Here is a 19,090-nt window from a genome sequence, read left to right on the forward strand (position 1 = left end):
TCAGCGGTTGACGTGAACCTTGCCGAACTCGACGGCCGGGGTGCCGCCGGCGAAGTTCCGGTCCACCTCGGCCCGTTCGGCCGCGTTCGGGTTGGGGTTGGTGCAGCTCGTGCCGGCGCTCGAACCCGACATCAGGTCCGTGCAACGGCCGGTGCGGCGGTCGGGCAGGCCCAGGATGTGACCGATCTCGTGGGTGGCGATGCGCAGCGGGTTGTGACCCTGCGCGGTGGCCTGCCGGCCCATCCAGATGGTGCCGCGGCCCAGGCTGGTCGGCAGTGCCCGGGGCCAGCCGTTGTCGGCCAGGACGGTGATCTGCGCGGGGGTGCCGGGGACGAGGCGGACGTTGACGACGCTGCTGTTCCAGATCTGCGCCGCCTGGTCCACCGTGGCCCGGAACTCCTGCGCCCGGCTGGCGTCGTAGCGCAGCACTCGCACCACGGAGCCCTGCGCCGGGGAGCTGAGCAGCAGGAAGGTGAGGGAGAGGACGAGGGACAAGGACAGTCGAAGGATTCGTGACATGGATCCTCCTCAAAGTGGGGGGTGCTGTCACGGTAAGCGGCTCTTGCTCTCCAGGGGGCCCCGCCAGATTGCCCCTATCACCGTGTTATGCCCGGCGCGGTTCGGCGGATCGGAAGGGTTATGCCCGGCGTAGTTCGGCGGAGCGGAAGGCCGCCACGCACACCAGGAGCGCCGCCGCGAACACCGGCAACCAGGCCACCCGGGCCACCACCCAGCCCGATTCGACGGGCGCGGTGTGCAGTCCCGGCAGGGGTCCGGCCGCCGCCAGGCCCAGCGCGGTGACCGCGATCATGGCCGTCTGGTGCCAGAGGAACACCGTCATCGCCGACAGGTTCGCCAGCGCCACCGCCGCCCACGCCGCCGGACGGCGCAGCGCCCGCGTCAGCGGCCCGTGGGCCAGCAGCGCCGCCCCGCACTGGGCCAGGCCGAAGGCGACCGCGGCGAGCGTGGGCGGGTTCAGGTTGGAGATCGTCGCGCCCGGCACACCCACCATGGACGCCGGATACCCGCCCCAGACCACCAGCGCCGCGGCACTCACCCCACCGGCCACCAGCAGACCCCAGCCAGCGCTCCGGGAACGCAGACCGCCGCCGCCCTCAGCCACCCCCACTCCGCCGCGGGTCCCGGCCGCGCCCACCCCGCCAAGGGTCGCGCCGAGCCTGCCTCGGGTCCAGGCCGCGCCCAGCGTGTACGGCACCAGCCAGCCCGCGGCCAGGTTGACCCAGCCGAGCCAGTCCGGGGCGGCCAGGCCGTACCGGAGCAGGTCGACCAGCGCGACGACGGCCAGCGGCCACACCGGGTGCAGGCGGACGGCCAGCGGCGTGGCGGCGGTCAGCACCGCGAACACCAGCAGGAACCACAGCGGCGAGACCACCAGCCGCACCAGCGCGGTCACGGTCTCGAGCTCGGCCCCGGCCACGAGCATCCCGCCCGCCGCCGCGCACCACACCACCAGCACCGGCACGACGGGACGGGTCAGCCTGACCATGCGCGCGCGGATCCACGGCCCGTAGCCGGTGGCAGAAGCGTAGGACTTGGCCGCGGTCATGCCGCCGACCAGGAAGAACAGTGCGAGCGTCTGGAACACCCAGGAGATCGGGGCCAGTTCGGGCACGGCCTTGAGCGGGCTGGTCACCCGGACCGAGCCGCTGTCGGCGACCAGCGCGGTCACCAGCCAGTGGCCCAGCACGACGCCGAGGATGGCCAGGGCGCGCAGCCCGTCCACGGCGCGGTCGCGGCCGGGCGGGGTGGCGGCGTCGATGCGCCCGGACAGCGTCGGCTCAGCCTTCATGGCCGGCCACGATCGCGGAGATGGCGCGCAGCGAGGGCGTGCCGGCGTTGAGGTAGTCGCTGTGGGCGGCCGGGCCGGCGGGGAAGATCCGGGCGCCGAAGCCGGGCGAGACGGGGTCGGCGCCCAGGCCGAGGGTGGCGAAGGGCAGCGTGACGCGGGTGTGCGGCACGCCGGAAATCCAGTCGCGGTCGCCGCGCCCGGCCCAGACGTCGGCGGTGGTGCGGAGGGCGGCGGCGGTGTCCGCGCCGGTGCCGGGGCTGCCGTACAGGACGATCGCCTCGACGGGCAGGCCGGGCGCGGCGCTGCCGCAGACGACGGCGCCGTAGGAGTGGCACACGAGCGAGATCCGCGCGCCCGGCTTCGCGGCACGCAGTTCGCGCACGAAGGCGCGCAGGCCGGGCGCCGCCGCGTCGGCCAGGCCGGTGGTCAGCACCTGCGGGCTGACCGTGGCGGGGGTGCGGTAGCCCACCCAGGCGACGACGGCCGCGCGCTCGCCGAGCTGGGCGGCCAGCCGGGTGGCGCCGCCGTAGAGGCGGCCGTAGGAGTCGAGGTCGGTGTCGGAGCCGGGGACCAGCACGGCGATCCTCCCGGAGCGCGACAGGTCGCCGAAGACCTCGGCCGTCCGCCCGCCGTCGCGGCCGTCGAAGGACAGGAACGTGCGGTCCTGGCCCGCCATCGCCCGCAGCGCCGCGGCCCGCGAGGGGTGTCCCGCCGCGGCCGCCGACCGCTCGGCCGCCAGGACCGAGGTACGGCTCGCCGCGTACCGGCCGGCGAGGACGGCGGGATCGGCCGAGGACAGCGGCGGCTGGACGGCGGGAGGCGGGGCGGGCACCGCCGCCGAGCCCGTCGCCCCCGAGAACGGTACGGCCACCGCCGCGGCGACCATGGTGCGCAGCAGCAGCCGGCTGAGGAAGGACATGCCGGAAAACCTAGGGATCGCACCAGGTCGTCAGCGTCCCGCCGAAGAGTGGATCTTCGCCTAACTCTCAGGTACTACCCCCGCGCCTGGTCGATGCGGTCATCGGGGCATGGAAGGCTGACATCCTATGAGTACCGTCGAGTCCCTTCTTGCCCACCCTTATCCGCTTATCCGTGGTGGTGGGCTCTTCCTCCTGTTTCTCGGCCTCGGCTTCCTGCTGAGCTGGATCTTCCGCTCGCGCTGGCTGGTCTTCGTCATCGGCGGTTTCGCCACCGGCCTGACCGCCAGCGGGCTGAGCGCGCTGCTGCCCTCGCTGGGCAAGCCCTCGTTCATCCACATCGCCGGCCTGGCCGGCGCCATCGTGATCGAGATGGGGCTCATCTACCTGGTGCTGACCCGGTTCAAGGACGCGGGCGAGCGTACGCTCATCCTGTGGATCCTGCTCGTCGTGGGCGTGCACTTCCTGCCCATGGGGCTGGCGCACGGGCCGCTCATCGTGGTGCTCGGCCTCCTGCTGATCGTCAACGCGTTCGTCGGGCTGCGGGCGGAGCGGGTGCCCATGCAGGTCTTCGGCATCGTGGACGGTCTGCTGAAGATGGGTTTCGGGGCCGTGATGCTGCTGGCCTACCCGGCACTCACCTTCACCTGAGCCTTCATGTGAGCCTTCACGTGAGCCTTCAGCTGGGCCGGGCAAGTCTATTGACCTTGTAGGAAATATCGGAATCCTGGAGGTATGGCGCTCTGGACTCCTGATCCCACCTTCTATCCCTCGCCCCGCGACGCTGCCGCGGGGCCGCCCGAGAAGCTCGCCTACGTGGCCGCCTTCGACCGCAAGGCCGAGCGGCCCGACGCGATCGCCGTCCTCGACACCGACCCCGCCTCGGCCACCTACGGCGAGCTCGTCGGCTGGACCGACCTGCCCAACACCGGCGACGAGCTGCACCACTTCGGGTGGAACGCCTGCAGCAGCGCGCTGTGCCCGTCGGCCCCGCACCCGCACACCGAGCGGCGCTACCTTGTCGTCCCCGGGCTGCGCAGCTCCCGGATCCACATCTTCGACACCAAGGACCGGATCAGCCCGGAACTGGTCAAGGTCATCGAAGCGGACGAACTGGCCGTCAAGGCCGGGTACTCGCGCCCGCACACCGTGCACTGCGGGCCCGACGGGCTCTACGTCTCCGCGCTCGGCGGGGTCAACGGGGAGGAGGGGCCCGGCGGCATCGCCGTACTGGATCATCGGACCTTCGAGGTGCGCAGGCGGTGGGAGAGCGAGCGCGGGCCGCAGTATCTGGCCTATGACTTCTGGTGGCATCTCAACCACGACGTGCTGATCACCTCGGAGTGGGGCACGCCGTCGATGATCGAGGACGGACTCGTCGGCGAGCTGCTGCTCGGCCGCAAGTACGGTCACCGGCTGCACGTCTGGGACCTGCCCAAGGGCCGTCACCTGCAGGAGATCGACCTGGGCGACCAATATCAGATGCCGCTGGAGCTGCGCCCCGCCCACGACCCCACCCGGCAGTACGGCTTCGTCGGCGTCGTCACCAGCGTCGAGGACCTGTCGGCGTCGGTCTGGCTGTGGTTCCGCGAGGGTGAGCAGTTCGCGGTGCGCAAGGTCATCACGATCCCCGCCGAGCCCGCCGACGCCGCGGACCTGCCGCCGCTGCTGCAGCCGTTCGGCGCGGTGCCGCCGCTGGTCACCGACATCGACCTGTCGGTGGACGACCAGCGCCTGTACGTCTCCTGCTGGGGCACCGGCGAGCTCAAGCAGTACGACGTCGCCGACCCCTTCAACCCGGTCGAGATCGGCTCGCTGCGCATCGGCGGCATCACCGGACGCACCCCGCACCCGGCCCGCCCCGGCCAGGAGTTGCGCGGCGGCCCGCAGATGGTCGAGGTCAGCCGCGACGGCAAGCGCGTCTACCTCACCAACTCCCTGTACGGCGCCTGGGACGACCAGTTCTACCCCGAGGGCGTCGGCTCCTGGCTGGCCAAGGTCGACACCGACGCGTTCGCCTTCGACGAGCGGCTGTTCGTCACCGACTTCCGCGGCCTGCGCCCCCACCAGGTCAAGCTTCAGGGCGGCGACGCCTCCTCCGACTCCTACTGCTTCCCGTGACGGTCGCGGCGATCCTGCTGCTCGGCGCCTTCCACGGGCTCAACCCGGCCATGGGCTGGCTGTTCGCCGTCGCCCGAGGCCTGCAGGAGCGCTCACGCGGGCGCCTGCTGGCCTCGTTGCCCGCCATCGCCGCCGGTCACCTGGCGTCGGTGGCGCTGGTGGCCGTGGTCGTCGCCGTCACCGGCTCGCTGGTCACCGGCCGCGCGCTGGCGATCGGCGGCGGCGTCCTGCTGGTCGGCTTCGGCCTGTGGCGGCTGATGTCCGACCGGCACTTCCGGTGGGCGGGCATGCGGCTGATGCTGCCGCAGCTTGCCGGGTGGTCGTTCCTCATGTCCTCGGCGCACGGGGCGGGCCTGATGCTGCTGCCCGTCTTCTCCGGCATGCACGAGCACGGCCACGCCATGAGCGGCGGCCTCGCCGCCGCCGGTCTGCACACGCTCGCCATGTTCGCGGCCGCCGCCGTGACCGCGGTGCTCGTGTACGAGCTCGCCGGGCTGACCATCCTGCGCCGGGCGTGGTTCAACGTGGACCGCATGTGGGCGGCGGCGCTGGTGGCGGCGGGGGTGATCACGCTGGCGCAGGCCGTGCTCTGAACCTCGACAGGATCTCGACAAACCCTCCGGAAGCATCCCACACCCGCCTGATGTGCTGGCGCCGTGACCCTGACTCGACGGCGCGGGCCGGAGCCCCGCGAGGTGCGCTGGACCTTCGGCTGTGCGTTCCCCGCGGTCATCGCCGTGCTGTGCTCCACGACGGGCATGCTGCTGGAGATCCGCCTGGCGTGGTGGGCGCGGGCCAACTGCCTGGGCGGTGAGCGGTTCGCGCTGGTCGTGTCCAGTGTGTTCTGGGCGCTGGGGCGGATCATCGTGTTCCCGGCCGTCTCGATCGCGTCGGCTTCGATCGCGCTCCTGGTGCTGCTGGTCGCGCGGGCGCGGTTGCTCCGGCGGTGGTGGCTGGAGCCGTTCCTGCTCGCGCTGGTCGTCGCGATCTCGTTCGCCGGTCCGGTGATGCTGGCCGTGAACGACCATGACACGGTACGCGCGTGCGGACGGACGCTGGCCGGGTCACCACAACATGGCGCTCACCAGGCCGAGAAGGAGCAGGGCGGCGGCGAAGCGCATGACCCACGCGAACATGCGTCAACCATAGGTTGACGTTTGACGCCCGTCAACTCAACGTTGACGGACAGGCCGGGGGGTGGGAGGGAGGGTGCCTGCCCGGGGCCTATCTTCGGCCCGATCCGGCTCGTGGTCGTTCGACTTGGTCGCTGAACGGTGTGCCGGTGCCGCCGTCGTCGTAGGCCACGGTCAGGCGGATCCGTCCTGGGGTGTCGCCCGGACTCCGGGCGAGCGTGATGTCGGTGACCGTACCCGGTCTGCCGCCGACGATGACCTGGTCACCGACGGCGAAGCGGCTCATCTGGCCGCGGTCGCGGCGTACCCACATGCCTATCTCACGCAGTCCGAGCTTTCTCGGCTCGCTGCGGCCCGGCTTGCGGAGCGTCGCTGTTTCGGGAGCTGATCCGGAGAACGCCACCCAGATCTCCCAGTCATCGCGGACGAGCGTCATCATCGGCCCGTCCCCGTCGTGCTCGCTGACAACCTGCCAGCCGCGTTGCTGCGCTTTGGTCTCTAACGCGTTCGGATTCATTGTGACCTCCTCGTGCGCCGAATCGTTACCTTCCTAGTAGAAGAGATGGGGCGTGTGGTCGAAGTAAACAGACGGTCGATATTTGGTTGTGCCCTGTGACGAGGCGCCCATGTCTAGCCGTCCCGGCACTGTTCGCCACCTCGTAAGACACCCTTCTACCTGCGCTTTGACCATATGACAGCGCTTCGGCGGACAGAGAGGCCAATGTCACAAAGATTCATCGTCCCAGCGGCAGCGCGGCCCGTCTTTAACCGGTGGCGCGCCCGCCCGCGTCCTCCCTACACTCGCCGCAGACAGAGATCACCACGATGAGCGAGGGGAGACGGTCGTGCGCGACGCCACGTTCGTTCCCCAGGCCCGCCACGAGGTGATCCTGGTGTCTCCGGCCGCCCGGCGGCGGCTGCGCGCCCGCCACCGGTCGACGTCCTGACGAGCCCGGACGCACGTATCAGCACCGGCTGACGCCCACGCTCGCCCGGCCCATCGCGCCGTCCTGTCCAAGATCACGCCGAAAGGCACGGACCGTGCGCACCAACCCCCGCGACCTGCGGAACATCGGCATCCTCGCCCACGTCGACGCCGGAAAGACCACCGTCACCGAACGCATCCTGCACCTCACCGGCGCCACCTACAAACGCGGCGACGTCCACCACGGCACCACCGTCACCGACTTCGACCCCCAGGAGCGCGACCGCGGCATCACCATCTTCGCCGCCGCCGTCAGCTGCGACTGGAACGGCTGCCGCGTCAACCTCATCGACACCCCCGGCCACGTCGACTTCTCCGGCGAGGTCGAACGCTCGCTGCGCGTGCTCGACGGCGCGGTCGCGGTCTTCGACGCCGTCGCTGGTGTCGAGCCGCAGAGCGAGTCGGTGTGGCGGCGCGCCGACCGGCACGGCGTGCCGCGCATCGCCTTCGTCAACAAGCTCGACCGCGCCGGTGCCGACCTCGACCACGCGCTCGCCTCCCTGCGCGAGCGGCTGGGCGTGACGCCGCTGGCCGTTCAGCTGCCGATCGGCCGCGAGGACGCCTTCACCGGCGTCGTCGACCTCATCAGGATGCGGGCGCTGACCTGGGGCGAGAGCTTCACGGAAGGCCCCGTCCCGGCCGAGCTCCACGACGAGGCGGTACGGCGCCGCCACCTGCTGGCCGAGACCGTGGCGTCGCTGCACCCGGGCGCGCTGGAGGAATACTCAGAACTGCCCGAACTGTCCGAGTCCACCCTGACGGGCGCGCTGCGCGAGCTCACGCTGAGCGGGGAGGCGGTCGTCGTGCTGTGCGGCTCGGCCTACCGCGAACGCGGGATCGAGCCGCTGCTCGACGCCGTGGTCGCCTACCTGCCCTCGCCCGGCGGGGCCGTACAGGGGGAGTGGGAGGGGCTGCCCGAACGGCGGCCGGCCGACCCGTCGGCGCCGTTCGCGGCGCTCGCCTTCAAGGTGAGCACCGGCGCGGCCGGGCGGCTCACCTACCTGCGGGTGTACTCGGGAACGATCCGGAAGGGAGAGACCGTGCTCGACACGACGAGCGGGCGCACCGAGCGCGTCGGCCGGATCCTGCACGTGCAGGCCGACCGGTACACCGAGCTCGGCTCGGCGGGCGCGGGCGACATCGTGGCGGTGGCCGGGCTCAAGGCGGCCCGCGCGGGCGCCACGCTGTGCGCGCCGGCGGCGCCGCTGGTGCTGGAACGGCCCGCCGCCGCCGAGCCCGTGGTGTCGGTCGCCATCGAGCCCAGGCGGCGTACCGACGCCACCCGGCTGGCCGCGGCACTCGCCCGGCTCGTGGAGGAGGAGCCGTCGCTGTCCGTCAGAACCGACGCCGAGACCGGCCAGACGCTGCTGTCCGGGCTGGGCGAACTGCAGCTCGAGGTCGCGGTGGAGCGCCTGCGCCGCGGGCACGCGCTGGAGGTCGCCGTCGGCCGGCCCCGGGTGAGCTACCGGGAGACCGTGCGGCGCGGGGTGAGCGGGCTGCTGTACCGGCACGTCAAGCAGGACGGCGGCGCCGGCCAATTCGCCCACGTCGAGATCACGGTGGAACCCGCGGCCGAGGCGGGTCCGGCGGGTTCGGGTGGGTTTGTCTTTCGGTCGGTGGTGACCGGTGGGCGGGTGCCGCGTGAGTACGTCGGCGCGGTCGAGGCCGGGTGCCGGGACGCGCTGGCCGAGGGGCCGCTCGGCGGGCACCCCGTCACCGGCCTGCGCGTCACGCTGACCGACGGCGCCACCCACCCGAAGGACTCCTCCGAGCTCGCCTTCCGCACCGCCGGACGGCTCGCCCTGCGCGAGGCGCTGCGGCAGTGCGAGATGGTGCTACTGGAGCCCATCTCCGAGGTCACGGTGACGGTGCCGGAGGACGGGGTGGGCGCGGTCCTGGGCGACCTGGCAGCCCGCCGCGGCCGGGTGACCGGCACCACAACCCGCCCCGGCGGCGCGCTGGTCACGGCCGTGGTGCCCTTGGCGGAGCTGTTCGGGTACGCGAGCGGGTTGCGCAGCCGGACACAGGGGCGGGCCGGCTTCACCACCCGCCCCGCGGGCCACGCCCCCGCCTGACCCCGTGAGATGCCCTCCGGCCCAAACCGGAGGGCATCCCGCCCAAAAGCGCTGCGGCAGGCGGGGTCAGGTGGGTGGGGCGGTGAAGCCGGTGCCGGCCAGGGTTATGGCGTGGCGCATGGCGTCGGTGCGGGTGGATGGGGTGGCGTTCTGGGAGGCGACGGCGCTGACCGCGCCGACGCAGGCGCCCAGGTGGGCGGCGCAGTGGAGCGCGTCCAGCCCGGGGTAACGCTCGGTGATCGCGTCGAGGATGCGCGTCTGCACCCCATGCAGGCGTACGGCCAGCGACGGCGGCATCCCGCCCGACTCCCGCGCCACCAGCACCCGGACCGGTGCCAGCGCGTCGACGTTGGTGTCGGCCACGTCCAGGGCGTCGACCAGCGACTCCACCGCCCGCTGCACCGCCTCCCAGGCCGTGGTCCCGGCGGGCAACGAGGACACCCGGGCGACGGCGATGTCCACGTACCGCTCGATGTGGTGGAACAGCACGTCCTCCTTGGACGCGAAGTGCAGGAAGAACGTCCGCGGCGCCACCCCGGCCCGCTCCGCGATGTCGGCCACCGTGGTCCCCGCGAAGCCCCGGCCGGTGAACAGCTCGGTCGCGGCCAGCACGATCGCCTCCCGGGTCATCCGCCGCTTGCGATCCCGCAGCCCCGTCGATTTCGGCATGCCGCGCATCCTACCGCCTTCCGCTACATTAGTGCATAAATGCACAAGTGCAGTGAAAGGATGGACGATGACACGCACCTACGTGGTCACCGGCGCCGACACCGGCATCGGCGCGCTCACCGCCGAACTGCTGGCCGATCAAGGAGCCAGGGTGATCCGCTGCGGCGTGGCGGAGGGCGCGGACGTCCGTGCCGACCTAGGCACCGCCGACGGCAGGTCCGCGCTGGTCGGGGAGGTGGAGCGGCTGGCGCCGGCGGGCATCGACGGCCTGGCGCTGGTCGCGGGCATCGCCGCCCCCACCGAGGCGACCGTCCGGGTCAACTACTTCGGCACCCTCGCCGTCCTCAACGGCCTGCGCCCGCTGCTCTACCGGTCGGGCGCGCCGCGCGCGGTCGTGGTGTCGTCCGCCTCGTCGTTGTCGGCCGGCGACGCCGACGTGGTCGCCGCGTGCCTGCGCGACGACGAGGCCGCCGCCACGGCGATGGCGCGGCGCGCCATCGACCGGGGGAGGGGCGCCGTGCTCTACCGCTCCACCAAGATCGCCCTCAACCGGTGGGTACGCCGCGCCGCCCCCGACTGGGCCCGATCCGGCATCCCGCTCAACGCCGTCGCTCCGGGCATCGTCGACACCGAGAGCGCGCGTAGCACGATGCTCGGCACCCCTGCCCAGGCCAAGCTCATGGCCGAGGCGCTGCCGCAGCCGCTCGGCTTCCCCGGCCCGGCCGACGCGGTGGCCGAGGCGCTGGCCTGGACGCTGAGCCCGGCGAACACGTTCATGACCGGCCAGATCCTCTACGTCGACGGCGGCGCGGACGCCACCCTGCGCGGCGATACCCCTTACGCCGACGGCGTCAGGTACGGTCCGCTGGCGATGACCAAGATGATCTATTGGTCGCTGGTTGCCAAGCTCCAGGCGCGTAAGCCCACGGGTTGACTTGATTTGCTTGCACATACATACTTCTGCTCAGTCGCTTGTATGTGCAAGGAGTTTTCTCATGGCATGGATCTATCTGCTCGTGGCCTCGGTCTTCGAGGTGGTGTTCGCGCTGGGCACCAACGCGACCAACGGCTTCACCGAACTGGTGCCCTCCATCGTGACGATCGTCGCCGCGACGGGCGGCATCTTCTTCCTCAGCCTGGCCCTGAAGACCCTGGACGTGGGCGTCGGCTACACCGTGTGGACCGGCATCGGCGCCACCGGCACCGTCGTTCTCGGCACGCTGATCTTCGGCGAGTCCATGAACGTCTGGAAGGCGGTCGCCTTCGTCCTGATCATCGGCGGCATCCTCGGGCTGAAGTTGTCCGACAAGCTCACCACCGCCGCCTGACCCTTAAGGAGCACCCATCATGGCCTGGTTCTATCTCGCACTCGCCGTCGTCTTCGAAATCGCCTTCGCCCTCGGCACCAACGCCACCAAGGGCTTCACCAAGGTGTGGCCGTCGCTGTTCACCGTGGTGGCCGCCGCCGGTGGCATCTTCTTCCTCAGCCTCGCGCTCAAGACCCTGGACGTGGGCGTCGGCTACACGATCTGGACCGGTCTCGGCTCGATCGGCACCGTCATCCTCGGCGCCCTGATCTACAAGGAGAAGATCACGCTGCCGAAGGTGCTGTCGTTCGCCTCGATCATCCTCGGCGTGATCACGCTCAAGATCGCCTCAGGGCTCTGAGGTCACAGCCGGACCAGCGTCGTCCCCCGGTGCCTGCCGTTCATCTGGCCGACGAGCGCGCCGGGCACCGCGGCCAGGCCGCCCTCCACCACGGTGTGCGGGAAGACGAACCGGCCCTCGCGCAGCCACCGGCTGTAGTGCTCGATCCAGGCGGGATCGTTGTCGTAGGGCGTGGTGAATCCGCGGATGGTGACGTCGCGCAGGACGGCGGGCTCCAGGTCGAGGGCGGGGTTGCGGCCCGACAGCGAGCCGCAGAGCACGAAGCGGGCGTTCGGCGCGGCCAGTGCCATCGCCGCCTCGAACTGCTCTCCGGCGACGTTGTCGAAGAAGACGTCGATGCCGTCCGGGGCCAGTTCCGCCAGTCGGGCGGCGACCGGGCCGTCGTGGTAGTCGAAGGCGGCGTCGAAGCCCAGGTCGTCCACGAGGTAGCCGATCTTCTCCTTGCTGCCCGTGCTGCCGATCACCCGCTTGGCGCCGCGGCACCGGGCGATCTGCCCGGCGACCGCGCCGACGCCGGTGGTGGCCCCGGACACGAACACGGTGTCGCCGGGGCCCGCCTCGGCGAGCGTCACCATGCCGCGCCAGGCGGTGGCGCCCTGGTTGAGGTGGTATTCGGGGCGGGGGAGCAAGGTGGGGTCGAGCTTGGTGAACGACTCGTCGCCCTCGGCGGCCAGGACGTGGTCGCGGAAGCCGTACACGTGCTGGACCAGGTCGCCGGCCGAGAAGAGTGAACTGCGGGAGGCGACGACGGTGCCGACCGCCGGAGCCCAGGGCGGGCGGCCCAGTTCGTAGGCGGACATCGGCAGGTCGGGGTGGGGCTCGGCCTCCATCAGTTCGCGCATGACGACGGACAGCAGCATCCAGTCGTTGCGGACCAGGAACTCGCCGTCGGCCGGGGGCGCGATCTCGGTGCGGGCGAGTTCGAAGTGGTCCTCGCGCAGGTCGGTGTCCGGGCGCGCGGTCAGTCGCAGCTCCGTCGCGTGGGTGATCGACATGTGCCGACCCTAGGAAGGAACGCGGCACTATTCGTTCCGCATTAGATATATGCGAATCGCATATAATATCGAGGCATGAGCACATCTGAGCGGACCGAGGCGGCCGTGGGCCGTTGGCATGAGGTCGTGAACGGCGGAGACCTCGACGGCGTGCGCGCGGTCGTGGCCGACCCCGTCGTGGTCAACGGGCCCAAGGGGTCGGGGCCCATCACGCCCGGCGACTTCGCCGACTGGATCGTGCGGTCGGGGGTCGAGCTGCGTCCCCGCTCGTGGCATCCGATCAGCGAGCGGGTCGTGGTCGTCGAGCAGGACGCCCGCTGGCCGCAGGACGACGGGTCGAGCAGGGTCGCGACCGTGTTCCGGGCCAGCGGCGACCGGGTCTCGGCCGCGCTGCGCTTTCCCGAACTGCGGGCGGCGCTCGAGTTCGCCCGCCTGTACGCCGATCTGGCCGCGACCGAATGAGCGGGCCGGGACCCGGGCAGGCGCTGTTCCACTTCGTGCGCCACTGGTCGCGGCGGTGGAACGCGGGGGCCGAGCGCGGGCGTGACGTCATGGTGGCCGAGGCGGTCCACGCGCTGGCCGGGCGGCCGGAGATCACCGTCAACGAGGTCGCCGCCGAGCTGGGACTCGACCAATCCGGCGCCTCCCGGCTGGTCGCCCAGGCCACCGAACGGGGCTACCTCGCCGTCACCGCCTCGGCCGCCGACGGGCGGCGCCGTACCGTCGAGCTGACCGGGGACGGACGGGAGCTGCTGCGCGACGCGCACGCCTGGCAGGAGGCGGTCTTCACCAGGCTCACCGAGGACTGGGCCCCGGAGGAGCGCGCGGACCTCCACCACGCGATGCTCCGGCTGATGCGCAGCTCACCCGAGCTCACGGCGGGGCTCGCGGGCGAGAAAGTTACGCGGGCTTGATCTTGCCTAGAGGGCGGCCAGGCAACTGACAGGGCATGACCCAAGGCCGACCCGCCGCCGCGCTGGCCCGGCTGGCGCTGCCCGCGCTGGTCGTCGGCGTGGCCTGCAGCCTCATCCTGCTGGTGGTCGACATCGCCGCCGAAGCCCTGCAGGAGGTGCTCTGGCATCACCTGCCCGCGGCACTCGGCCTGGACGGCGGCGCGCCCTGGTGGACGCTGGCGATTCTCACGCTGACCGGACTGGCGGTCGGGCTCGTGGTGTGGAAGATCCCCACGGGCCCCGACCCGGCCACCGAGGGCCTGGTGGGCGAGCCGCTGCCGGTGGCCGTCGTTCCCGGCATGCTGCTGGCCACCGCACTCACCCTGGCGGGCGGCGTGAGCCTCGGGCCGGAGAACCCGATCACCGCCGCCAACATCGCCCTGGCCGTCGCGGTGGGCGTGCGCCTGCTTCCCGGCATCAAGGCGCCGGTCTGGCTGGGCCTGGCCGCGGCCGGGACGATCGGCGCGTTGTTCGGCACGCCCGTGGCCGCCGCGCTGATCCTGTCGGAGCTGGCGCTCGGCCCGAAGGACGTGCCGCTCTGGGACCGCCTGTTCGGCCCGCTGGTCGCGGCCGGCGCCGGGGCGATCACCACCGTCCTGATCGCCAGCCCGGTCTTCCAGCTTGGCCTGCCCGACTACTCCCTGCAGCCCTTCGACCTGCTCAGCGGCATGGTCATCGCGTGCGCCGCCGTTCTCGCCGGGCTGGCGGCCGTCTACGCCTTCCCGCACGTCCACCGCCTGTTCCACCTCATCCGCCACCCCGTGCCCCGGCTGACGCTGGCCGGCGTGGCCCTCGGCGTCGCCGGGATGATCGGCGGCCAGATCACCCTGTTCAAGGGCCTGGCGGAGATGAAGCAACTCGTCGCCGCCCCCTACGGCGCCGCCGCCCTGACCCTGATCATCCTGGTGAAGCTCGCCGCCCTCCTCATCGCCGCCACCGCGGCCTTCATCGGCGGCCGGATCTTCCCCGCGGTCTTCATCGGCGTCGCCATCGGCCTGCTCGCCTCCGCGCTGGTTCCCGGCGTGTCACCGTCGCTGTCCATCGCCTGCGGCGTGCTCGGCGTCACCCTCGCCGTGACCCAGCAGGGCTGGCTGAGCCTGTTCATGGCCGCGACCGTCGTCACCGACCTCGACCTGATCCCCGTGCTCTGCCTGGCCCTGCTGCCCGCGTGGCTGCTGGTCACCGGACGCCCTCAGATGATCATCGAAGAGAAGTGAAGAACGTGCGCAGGTCGTCGACCAGCAGCTCCGGCCGCTCCATCGACAGGAAGTGGCCGCCCTCGCCCAGCTCCGTCCAGCGCACGACGTTGTGGTCGCGCTCGGCCCACGGCCGGATCGTCACGTCGTGGGCCGTGACCAGCACCCCGGTCGGCACCTTGCCGCGCTCGGGCGCCTCGCCCCATTCGACGGCCGAGATCTCCTCGTAGTAGATCTGCGCCGCCGACCCCGCCGTGCCGGTCAGCCAGTAGATCGACACGTCGGTCAGCATGCTGTCGCGGTCGATGCTCTCCTCCGGCAGACCCTCCTCCGGGATCGTGAGCTCCTTGAACTTCTCCATGATCCAGGCGAGCTGGCCGACCGGCGAGTCGTTGAGGCCGTAGGCCACGGTCTGCGGGCGCTTGGAGTTGCACTGCAGGTAGCCGTCGTTGAAGTTCTCCATGCGGTCCCACCGGCCCCGCTCGACCTCCGACAGCTCGTCCATCTCGCCCTCGGCGCCGACCGGGAAGGTGATCATGCCGTTCATGTGCACGCCGATCACGTGCCCGGGATCCTGCCTGCCGATCGCCGGGGCCACCCAGGAGCCGGCGTCGTAGCCGTGCGCGCCGTAGCGGTCGTAGCCGAGCTCGGCCATGAGCCGCACGAACAAGCTCGCCATCCTGGCCGCGTTCATGCCCGGCCCGGCCAGCGGCGTCGAGAACCCGAAGCCCGGCAGCGACGGGATCACCAGGTGGAAGGCGGCCGACGGGTCGCCGCCGTGGGCGCGCGGGTCCGACAGCGGGCCGATGACGTCGAGGAAGTCGGTCACCGCGCCCGGCCAGCCGTGCAGCAGGAGCAGCGGCGTCGCGTCCGGCTCGGGGGAGCGGACGTGCAGGGAGTGGACGTTCTGCCCGTCGATCGTGGTGAGGAACTGCGGGTGCTCGTTGATCGCCGCCTCGTGCGCGCGCCAGTCATAGCCGGTACGCCAGTGGCCGGCCAGCTCCCGCAGGTAATCCACCGGCACCCCCCGGCTCCAGCCGACGCCCGGCAGCTCGTCCGGCCAGCGGGTCGCGGCCAGGCGAGCGGCCAGGTCGTCGAGCTGCGCCTGCGGGATCTCGATGCGGAAGGGACGGATGCTCATCGCGGTTCCTCTCGTTCGGTCGTTCACCCCTTGGGCGCAAGACGCGCTCTAGCATCCGCTATATCCGATGTAGCGTGATCGATGCGGCCCCGGCCTCACTGGCTGACGGACAGCACCGCCTTGCCGGGGACGTTCCTGCCGAGCAGGGCGGCCGCCGCCGCGCCGTACTCCTGCCACGTGCCGCGCCAGCCGACCTCGGGCGAGAGCCGTCCGGCGGCGACGAACCCGAGCAGCGTCGCCAGATCCGGCCCCACCTCGCGCACGTCGCCGAAGGTGCTCATGGTCTTGGCCGCCCCGACGAAGAACAGCGAGTAGGGCTCGAACACGGCGGGCTCACCGGAGGCCCAGCCGATGTTCTGCACGCTCCCGCCCGCCGCGAGCAGCTGCCAGGCCGCGACGAGCTGCGGCCCGCCCACGTTGTCGAGGATCAGGTCCACCGGCCGGTCGATGCCGTCCAGGCCGATCACGACCTCGTCCGCGTCGAGCCCCTCCGCTCGGGCGGCCGAGCCGACCGAGGCGATCACGTGCGCCCCGCCCAATCTGGCCAGTTGTACGGCATAGCGGCCCACCCCTCCCGCCGCCCCGGTGACCAGCACCCGGCGGCCCAGGATGTCGCGCGTGCGCAGGGTGCGCAGCGCGGTGAGGCCGGCCATCGGCAGCGCGGCAGCGTCGGCCGGATCCACCCCGGCGGGCACCTCGGCCACCGCGGTGGTCTCCACGGCCATCCGCTGCGCCCAGGCCCCGGCCCCGAAGGCGGCGACCCGGGTCCCGGCGGCGGGCCCGGAACCGTCGGCGGCAGGGTGCAGCACGACCCCCGCCGCGTCGTAGCCGTGCACGGTGCCCGGCGGGCGGCTGCCGGCGAAGGTCACCTCGCCGCGGTTGAGCGAGATGTGGCTCACCTCCAGAACGAGCTGGCCGGCCGTGGGGCGCGGCTCAGGGGCCTCGGCGAGGCGGAGTGAACCGGGCGCGTCCGGGGCGACGACAAGGGCGAGCATGAGACCTCCTAGAATACGGACTGACAGTCCGCAAATATAAGCGGACCGATGGTCCGATTGCCAGAGGGGTGCCCGAGTGGAACGCGCAGACGCCGCCCGCAACCGGCAGGCCGTGCTCAGGGCCACCGAGCAACTGCTCGCCGAGGGCGGCGGCGACCACGTCTCGCTCGACCGGGTGGCCGCGCTGGCCGGTGTCGGCAAGGGGACGGTCTTCCGCCGCTTCGGCAACCGGGCGGGACTGCTGCAGGCCCTGCTGGAGGAACGCTCACGCGAACTGCGCGAGGCCGTGGTGACCGGCCCGCCGCCCCTGGGCCCGGGGGCGGCCGCCCGGGAACGGCTGCTCGCCTTCCTCGGCGGGCTGTGCGCGATCGCGGAGGGCAACGCCGTCCTGCTGTCGGCGCACGAGCAGGCCTGCGCCGACGACAAATACACCGACCCCAGCTACCGCTTCTGGCACGCCCACCTGACCTCCCTGCTGGACGGCGCGGGCACCGACCCCGGCTTCCTCGCCCACGGCCTGCTCGCCCTCTTCGACGGCGCGCTGATCCGGCACGTGGGACCGGGCCGCTTCACCGACTCCGTCAAGGAGTACGCCGCCACCCTGATCTAGGCCGCAAGGGTGCAGCAGGCTGTAGTGACGGCGCTCCGGCCTGGCCAGGAGACTGGGCGGCATGCGCGAACGATGGACCGCGGTGTGGCGCGGGCTTCGATATCTGCTGGTCAACCTGGTCTGCGGCCTCGCCACCCTGCCGCTGCTGCCGTTCGCGGCGCTCCCGGCGGCGGCGCCGGGGCTACGGCGGTGGGCGGCCTGGAACCGGCGGCGGGCCGCGGCCCTGCTCGGGGTTCCCGCTCCGGCCACGGGCCCGGGGCGGTGGTGGGGCGTGGAGTTCGCGCTCACCGGGGCGGTCATCGGGTTCGCCGCGTTCCTCGCCGCCGGCCGGGTCGTGGCGGCGCCGGTCTGGTGGCTGTATCCGGCGGACCGGCCGCTCGTGCTGCTGGCGCCGGTGGACGGGTGGGGTCCCGCGCTCGGGTTCGGCGCCGTGGCGCTGGTGCTCCTGGTCGCGGGCGCGCCGCCGGTGGCCCGCGGGCACGCCCGCCGGACCCTGGCCGGGCCCGCCGACCTGGACCGGCTCACCGACCGGCTCACCGAGCGGGTCGCGGAGCTGGGGGAGAGCCGCGCCGCCGTACTGGACGCCCATGGGGCCGAACTGCGCCGCATCGAACGCGACCTGCACGACGGCACCCAGGCCCGGCTGGTCGCGCTGGCCATCAGGCTCGGCGTCGCCAGGGAGGCGCTGGGCGACCGCGGACCGGTCGCCGACCTGCTGCGGGAGGCACACGAGGGCGCTGAGGACGCCATGGTGGAGCTGCGCGAGGTGATCCGCACCATGTACCCGCCGATCCTGGCCGACCGTGGGCTCGGCGGCGCGCTCGCGGCGCTCGGCGCACGGTGCGACGTCCCGGTCGAGCTGCGCCTCGACGGCACCGGCGAACTGCCTGCCGCGCTGGAGGCGGCGGCGTACTTCATCGTGGCCGAGGCCCTCACCAACGTCGCCAAGCACAGCCGCGCGAGCCAGGCCACCGTCCGGGTCGAGCGCGCGGGCGGCGTCCTGCTCGTCGAGGTCGCCGACGACGGCGTGGGCGGCGTGGACGAGACGCGCGGCACCGGCGTCGTCGGCATCCGCCGCCGCGCCGCCGCCCTCGACGGCGCGCTCCGGGTGAGCAGCCCGCACGGCGGCCCGACGCGCCTGGTGGTGGAGCTGCCGTGCGCGTCGTGATCGCCGAGGACAACGTCCTGCTGTCGTCCGGGGTTGAGCTCCTGCTGGCCGCCAAGGGCATCGAGGTGCCCGAGGTCGCCGCCGACGGGCCCGGGTTCGTCGCCGCCGTGCGGCGCCATCGCCCCGACGTGACCATCGTGGACGTACGGCTGCCGCCCACCTTCCGCGACGAGGGCATCAGGGCGGCGCTGGAAGCCCGGCGGGCCAGCCCCGGCCTGCCGATCCTGGTGCTGTCGCAGTACGTCGAGCGCGTCTACGCCCGCGAACTGCTCGCCGACGGCGGCGGCGCGGTCGGCTACCTGCTCAAGGACCGAGTGGCCCGGGTGAGCGAGTTCGTCGCCGCGCTGCGCACGGTGGCCGCGGGCGGCACCGTCATGGACCCGGAGGTCGTCGCCCAGCTCATGTCCGGCCGCGAACGCCGCATCGACGCCCTCACCGCCCGCGAGCGCGAGGTCCTCACGCTCATGGCGCAGGGCCGTGACAACACCGACATCGGCGCCCGGCTCACGATCACCGGCAGCGCCGTGCACAAGCACATCGGCAACATCTTCACCAAGCTCGGCCTGCCGCCCGAGGAGGGCGGCCACCGCCGGGTGCTCGCCGTCCTTGCCTTTCTCGGCAGCGAGCGCTGAACCCACCCCACCGAAGGAGCTC

Annotated in this window: 22 protein-coding genes; 14 read left to right on the forward strand and 8 right to left on the reverse strand. The window is 72.3% G+C overall.

Translation table 11 applies throughout. The features are described 5' to 3' along the window. The 3 genes from HNR40_RS14095 to HNR40_RS14105 all read right to left on the reverse strand — a co-directional run bounded on the left by HNR40_RS14095 (position 1) and on the right by HNR40_RS14105 (position 2,729). A complete protein-coding gene (locus HNR40_RS14095) occupies positions 1–519 on the reverse strand; it encodes a snapalysin family zinc-dependent metalloprotease (protein WP_184961136.1) in 519 nt (172 codons plus the stop codon). A 118-nt stretch (positions 520–637) separates the two neighbouring features. Further along, complete coding sequence (locus HNR40_RS14100; protein ID WP_184961138.1) at positions 638–1,810, reverse strand: acyltransferase family protein; 1,173 nt, start codon at positions 1,808–1,810, stop codon at positions 638–640. Then, positions 1,800–2,729, reverse strand: coding sequence for an alpha/beta hydrolase (locus tag HNR40_RS14105; protein WP_184961140.1), 930 nt, complete (start codon positions 2,727–2,729; stop codon positions 1,800–1,802). Before HNR40_RS14105 ends, HNR40_RS14100 begins: the two co-directional genes overlap by 11 nt. A gap of 127 nt (positions 2,730–2,856) precedes the next feature. On the opposite strand from HNR40_RS14105, the gene HNR40_RS14110 reads away from it, so the two are divergent. The 4 genes from HNR40_RS14110 (at position 2,857) to HNR40_RS14125 (ending at position 6,002) form a co-directional block, all read left to right on the forward strand. Then, a complete protein-coding gene (locus HNR40_RS14110; protein ID WP_184961142.1) occupies positions 2,857–3,378 on the forward strand; it encodes a DUF6609 family protein in 522 nt (173 codons plus the stop codon). A gap of 84 nt (positions 3,379–3,462) precedes the next feature. Beyond that, the gene (locus tag HNR40_RS14115; RefSeq protein WP_184961144.1) at positions 3,463–4,848 is read left to right on the forward strand and encodes a selenium-binding protein SBP56-related protein; all 1,386 of its coding nucleotides are present in this window, start codon (positions 3,463–3,465) and stop codon (positions 4,846–4,848) included. Continuing rightward, positions 4,845–5,441 carry a hypothetical protein gene (locus tag HNR40_RS14120; RefSeq protein ID WP_376773470.1) on the forward strand — a complete coding sequence of 199 codons (597 nt, stop codon included), beginning with the start codon at positions 4,845–4,847 and terminating at the stop codon, positions 5,439–5,441. Before HNR40_RS14115 ends, HNR40_RS14120 begins: the two co-directional genes overlap by 4 nt. A gap of 63 nt (positions 5,442–5,504) precedes the next feature. Further along, positions 5,505–6,002 carry a hypothetical protein gene (locus HNR40_RS14125; protein ID WP_184961146.1) on the forward strand — a complete coding sequence of 166 codons (498 nt, stop codon included), beginning with the start codon at positions 5,505–5,507 and terminating at the stop codon, positions 6,000–6,002. 70 nt (positions 6,003–6,072) lie between these two features. Here HNR40_RS14125 and HNR40_RS14130 read toward each other — a convergent pair whose 3' ends face one another. Then, a complete protein-coding gene (locus HNR40_RS14130) occupies positions 6,073–6,498 on the reverse strand; it encodes a hypothetical protein (RefSeq protein WP_184961148.1) in 426 nt (141 codons plus the stop codon). A 524-nt stretch (positions 6,499–7,022) separates the two neighbouring features. Here HNR40_RS14130 and fusA point away from each other — a divergent pair. Continuing rightward, complete coding sequence (gene fusA / locus HNR40_RS14135) at positions 7,023–9,041, forward strand: elongation factor G (protein WP_184961150.1); 2,019 nt, start codon at positions 7,023–7,025, stop codon at positions 9,039–9,041. Positions 9,042–9,107: 66 nt separating this feature from the next. Here the strand turns inward: fusA and HNR40_RS14140 are convergent, their stop codons facing one another. Further along, a complete protein-coding gene (locus tag HNR40_RS14140) occupies positions 9,108–9,710 on the reverse strand; it encodes a TetR/AcrR family transcriptional regulator (protein ID WP_184961152.1) in 603 nt (200 codons plus the stop codon). Positions 9,711–9,777: 67 nt separating this feature from the next. Here HNR40_RS14140 and HNR40_RS14145 point away from each other — a divergent pair, with 67 nt between their 5' ends. From HNR40_RS14145 to HNR40_RS14155, 3 genes are all read left to right on the forward strand, one after another. Further along, on the forward strand, positions 9,778–10,644 hold the full coding sequence (locus HNR40_RS14145) for an SDR family oxidoreductase (protein WP_184961154.1): 867 nt from the start codon (positions 9,778–9,780) through the stop codon (positions 10,642–10,644). A 61-nt stretch (positions 10,645–10,705) separates the two neighbouring features. Then, entirely contained in the window at positions 10,706–11,038 is a 333-nt protein-coding gene (locus tag HNR40_RS14150; protein WP_184961156.1) for a DMT family transporter, read from the forward strand. 19 nt (positions 11,039–11,057) lie between these two features. Next, a complete protein-coding gene (locus HNR40_RS14155; protein WP_184961158.1) occupies positions 11,058–11,378 on the forward strand; it encodes a DMT family transporter in 321 nt (106 codons plus the stop codon). 2 nt (positions 11,379–11,380) lie between these two features. Here the strand turns inward: HNR40_RS14155 and HNR40_RS14160 are convergent, their stop codons facing one another. Further along, complete coding sequence (locus HNR40_RS14160) at positions 11,381–12,373, reverse strand: MDR family NADP-dependent oxidoreductase (RefSeq protein WP_184961160.1); 993 nt, start codon at positions 12,371–12,373, stop codon at positions 11,381–11,383. A 75-nt stretch (positions 12,374–12,448) separates the two neighbouring features. Between HNR40_RS14160 and HNR40_RS14165 the strand changes: the two genes are divergently transcribed. The 3 genes from HNR40_RS14165 to HNR40_RS14175 are packed head-to-tail and all read left to right on the forward strand — an operon-like array spanning position 12,449 to position 14,543. Further along, positions 12,449–12,835, forward strand: a complete 387-nt coding sequence (locus HNR40_RS14165; RefSeq protein ID WP_184961162.1) for a nuclear transport factor 2 family protein — start codon at positions 12,449–12,451, stop codon at positions 12,833–12,835. Beyond that, the gene (locus HNR40_RS14170; protein ID WP_184961164.1) at positions 12,832–13,287 is read left to right on the forward strand and encodes a MarR family winged helix-turn-helix transcriptional regulator; all 456 of its coding nucleotides are present in this window, start codon (positions 12,832–12,834) and stop codon (positions 13,285–13,287) included. Before HNR40_RS14165 ends, HNR40_RS14170 begins: the two co-directional genes overlap by 4 nt. A gap of 35 nt (positions 13,288–13,322) precedes the next feature. Continuing rightward, positions 13,323–14,543, forward strand: a complete 1,221-nt coding sequence (locus HNR40_RS14175) for an ion channel protein (protein ID WP_184961166.1) — start codon at positions 13,323–13,325, stop codon at positions 14,541–14,543. Here the strand turns inward: HNR40_RS14175 and HNR40_RS14180 are convergent. Then, positions 14,527–15,663 (reverse strand): epoxide hydrolase family protein, encoded by a 1,137-nt coding sequence (locus tag HNR40_RS14180; protein ID WP_184961168.1) that lies wholly within the window; start codon positions 15,661–15,663, stop codon positions 14,527–14,529. The genes HNR40_RS14175 and HNR40_RS14180 overlap by 17 nt on opposite strands. A 95-nt stretch (positions 15,664–15,758) precedes the next feature. Further along, positions 15,759–16,658, reverse strand: a complete 900-nt coding sequence (locus HNR40_RS56240; RefSeq protein WP_184961170.1) for a zinc-binding dehydrogenase — start codon at positions 16,656–16,658, stop codon at positions 15,759–15,761. Positions 16,659–16,734: 76 nt separating this feature from the next. Between HNR40_RS56240 and HNR40_RS14190 the strand changes: the two genes are divergently transcribed. The 3 genes from HNR40_RS14190 to HNR40_RS14200 all read left to right on the forward strand — a co-directional run bounded on the left by HNR40_RS14190 (position 16,735) and on the right by HNR40_RS14200 (position 19,068). Beyond that, a complete protein-coding gene (locus tag HNR40_RS14190) occupies positions 16,735–17,268 on the forward strand; it encodes a TetR/AcrR family transcriptional regulator (RefSeq protein ID WP_184961172.1) in 534 nt (177 codons plus the stop codon). 61 nt (positions 17,269–17,329) lie between these two features. After that, positions 17,330–18,436 carry a sensor histidine kinase gene (locus HNR40_RS14195; RefSeq protein WP_184961174.1) on the forward strand — a complete coding sequence of 369 codons (1,107 nt, stop codon included), beginning with the start codon at positions 17,330–17,332 and terminating at the stop codon, positions 18,434–18,436. After that, positions 18,424–19,068 carry a response regulator gene (locus HNR40_RS14200; protein ID WP_184961176.1) on the forward strand — a complete coding sequence of 215 codons (645 nt, stop codon included), beginning with the start codon at positions 18,424–18,426 and terminating at the stop codon, positions 19,066–19,068. The genes HNR40_RS14195 and HNR40_RS14200 overlap by 13 nt, the downstream gene beginning before the upstream one ends. The last annotated feature ends 22 nt before the right edge of the window (positions 19,069–19,090 follow it).

It is taken from the genome of Nonomuraea endophytica, assembly GCF_014203235.1.
GTDB lineage: Bacteria > Actinomycetota > Actinomycetes > Streptosporangiales > Streptosporangiaceae > Nonomuraea > Nonomuraea endophytica.

What these genes read in the sequence shown, in the direction of transcription:
- HNR40_RS14095 (WP_184961136.1), bottom strand. Translation starts at nt 519, where the DNA reads ATGTCACGAATCCTTCGACTGTCCTTGTCCCTCGTCCTCTCCCTCACC.
- HNR40_RS14100 (WP_184961138.1), bottom strand. Translation starts at nt 1,810, where the DNA reads ATGAAGGCTGAGCCGACGCTGTCCGGGCGCATCGACGCCGCCACCCCG.
- HNR40_RS14105 (WP_184961140.1), bottom strand. Translation starts at nt 2,729, where the DNA reads ATGTCCTTCCTCAGCCGGCTGCTGCTGCGCACCATGGTCGCCGCGGCG.
- HNR40_RS14110 (WP_184961142.1), top strand. Translation starts at nt 2,857, where the DNA reads ATGAGTACCGTCGAGTCCCTTCTTGCCCACCCTTATCCGCTTATCCGT.
- HNR40_RS14115 (WP_184961144.1), top strand. Translation starts at nt 3,463, where the DNA reads ATGGCGCTCTGGACTCCTGATCCCACCTTCTATCCCTCGCCCCGCGAC.
- HNR40_RS14130 (WP_184961148.1), bottom strand. Translation starts at nt 6,498, where the DNA reads ATGAATCCGAACGCGTTAGAGACCAAAGCGCAGCAACGCGGCTGGCAG.
- HNR40_RS14140 (WP_184961152.1), bottom strand. Translation starts at nt 9,710, where the DNA reads ATGCCGAAATCGACGGGGCTGCGGGATCGCAAGCGGCGGATGACCCGG.
- HNR40_RS14145 (WP_184961154.1), top strand. Translation starts at nt 9,778, where the DNA reads ATGACACGCACCTACGTGGTCACCGGCGCCGACACCGGCATCGGCGCG.
- HNR40_RS14150 (WP_184961156.1), top strand. Translation starts at nt 10,706, where the DNA reads ATGGCATGGATCTATCTGCTCGTGGCCTCGGTCTTCGAGGTGGTGTTC.
- HNR40_RS14155 (WP_184961158.1), top strand. Translation starts at nt 11,058, where the DNA reads ATGGCCTGGTTCTATCTCGCACTCGCCGTCGTCTTCGAAATCGCCTTC.
- HNR40_RS14160 (WP_184961160.1), bottom strand. Translation starts at nt 12,373, where the DNA reads ATGTCGATCACCCACGCGACGGAGCTGCGACTGACCGCGCGCCCGGAC.
- HNR40_RS14165 (WP_184961162.1), top strand. Translation starts at nt 12,449, where the DNA reads ATGAGCACATCTGAGCGGACCGAGGCGGCCGTGGGCCGTTGGCATGAG.
- HNR40_RS14170 (WP_184961164.1), top strand. Translation starts at nt 12,832, where the DNA reads ATGAGCGGGCCGGGACCCGGGCAGGCGCTGTTCCACTTCGTGCGCCAC.
- HNR40_RS14175 (WP_184961166.1), top strand. Translation starts at nt 13,323, where the DNA reads ATGACCCAAGGCCGACCCGCCGCCGCGCTGGCCCGGCTGGCGCTGCCC.
- HNR40_RS14180 (WP_184961168.1), bottom strand. Translation starts at nt 15,663, where the DNA reads ATGAGCATCCGTCCCTTCCGCATCGAGATCCCGCAGGCGCAGCTCGAC.
- HNR40_RS56240 (WP_184961170.1), bottom strand. Translation starts at nt 16,658, where the DNA reads ATGCTCGCCCTTGTCGTCGCCCCGGACGCGCCCGGTTCACTCCGCCTC.
- HNR40_RS14195 (WP_184961174.1), top strand. Translation starts at nt 17,330, where the DNA reads ATGCGCGAACGATGGACCGCGGTGTGGCGCGGGCTTCGATATCTGCTG.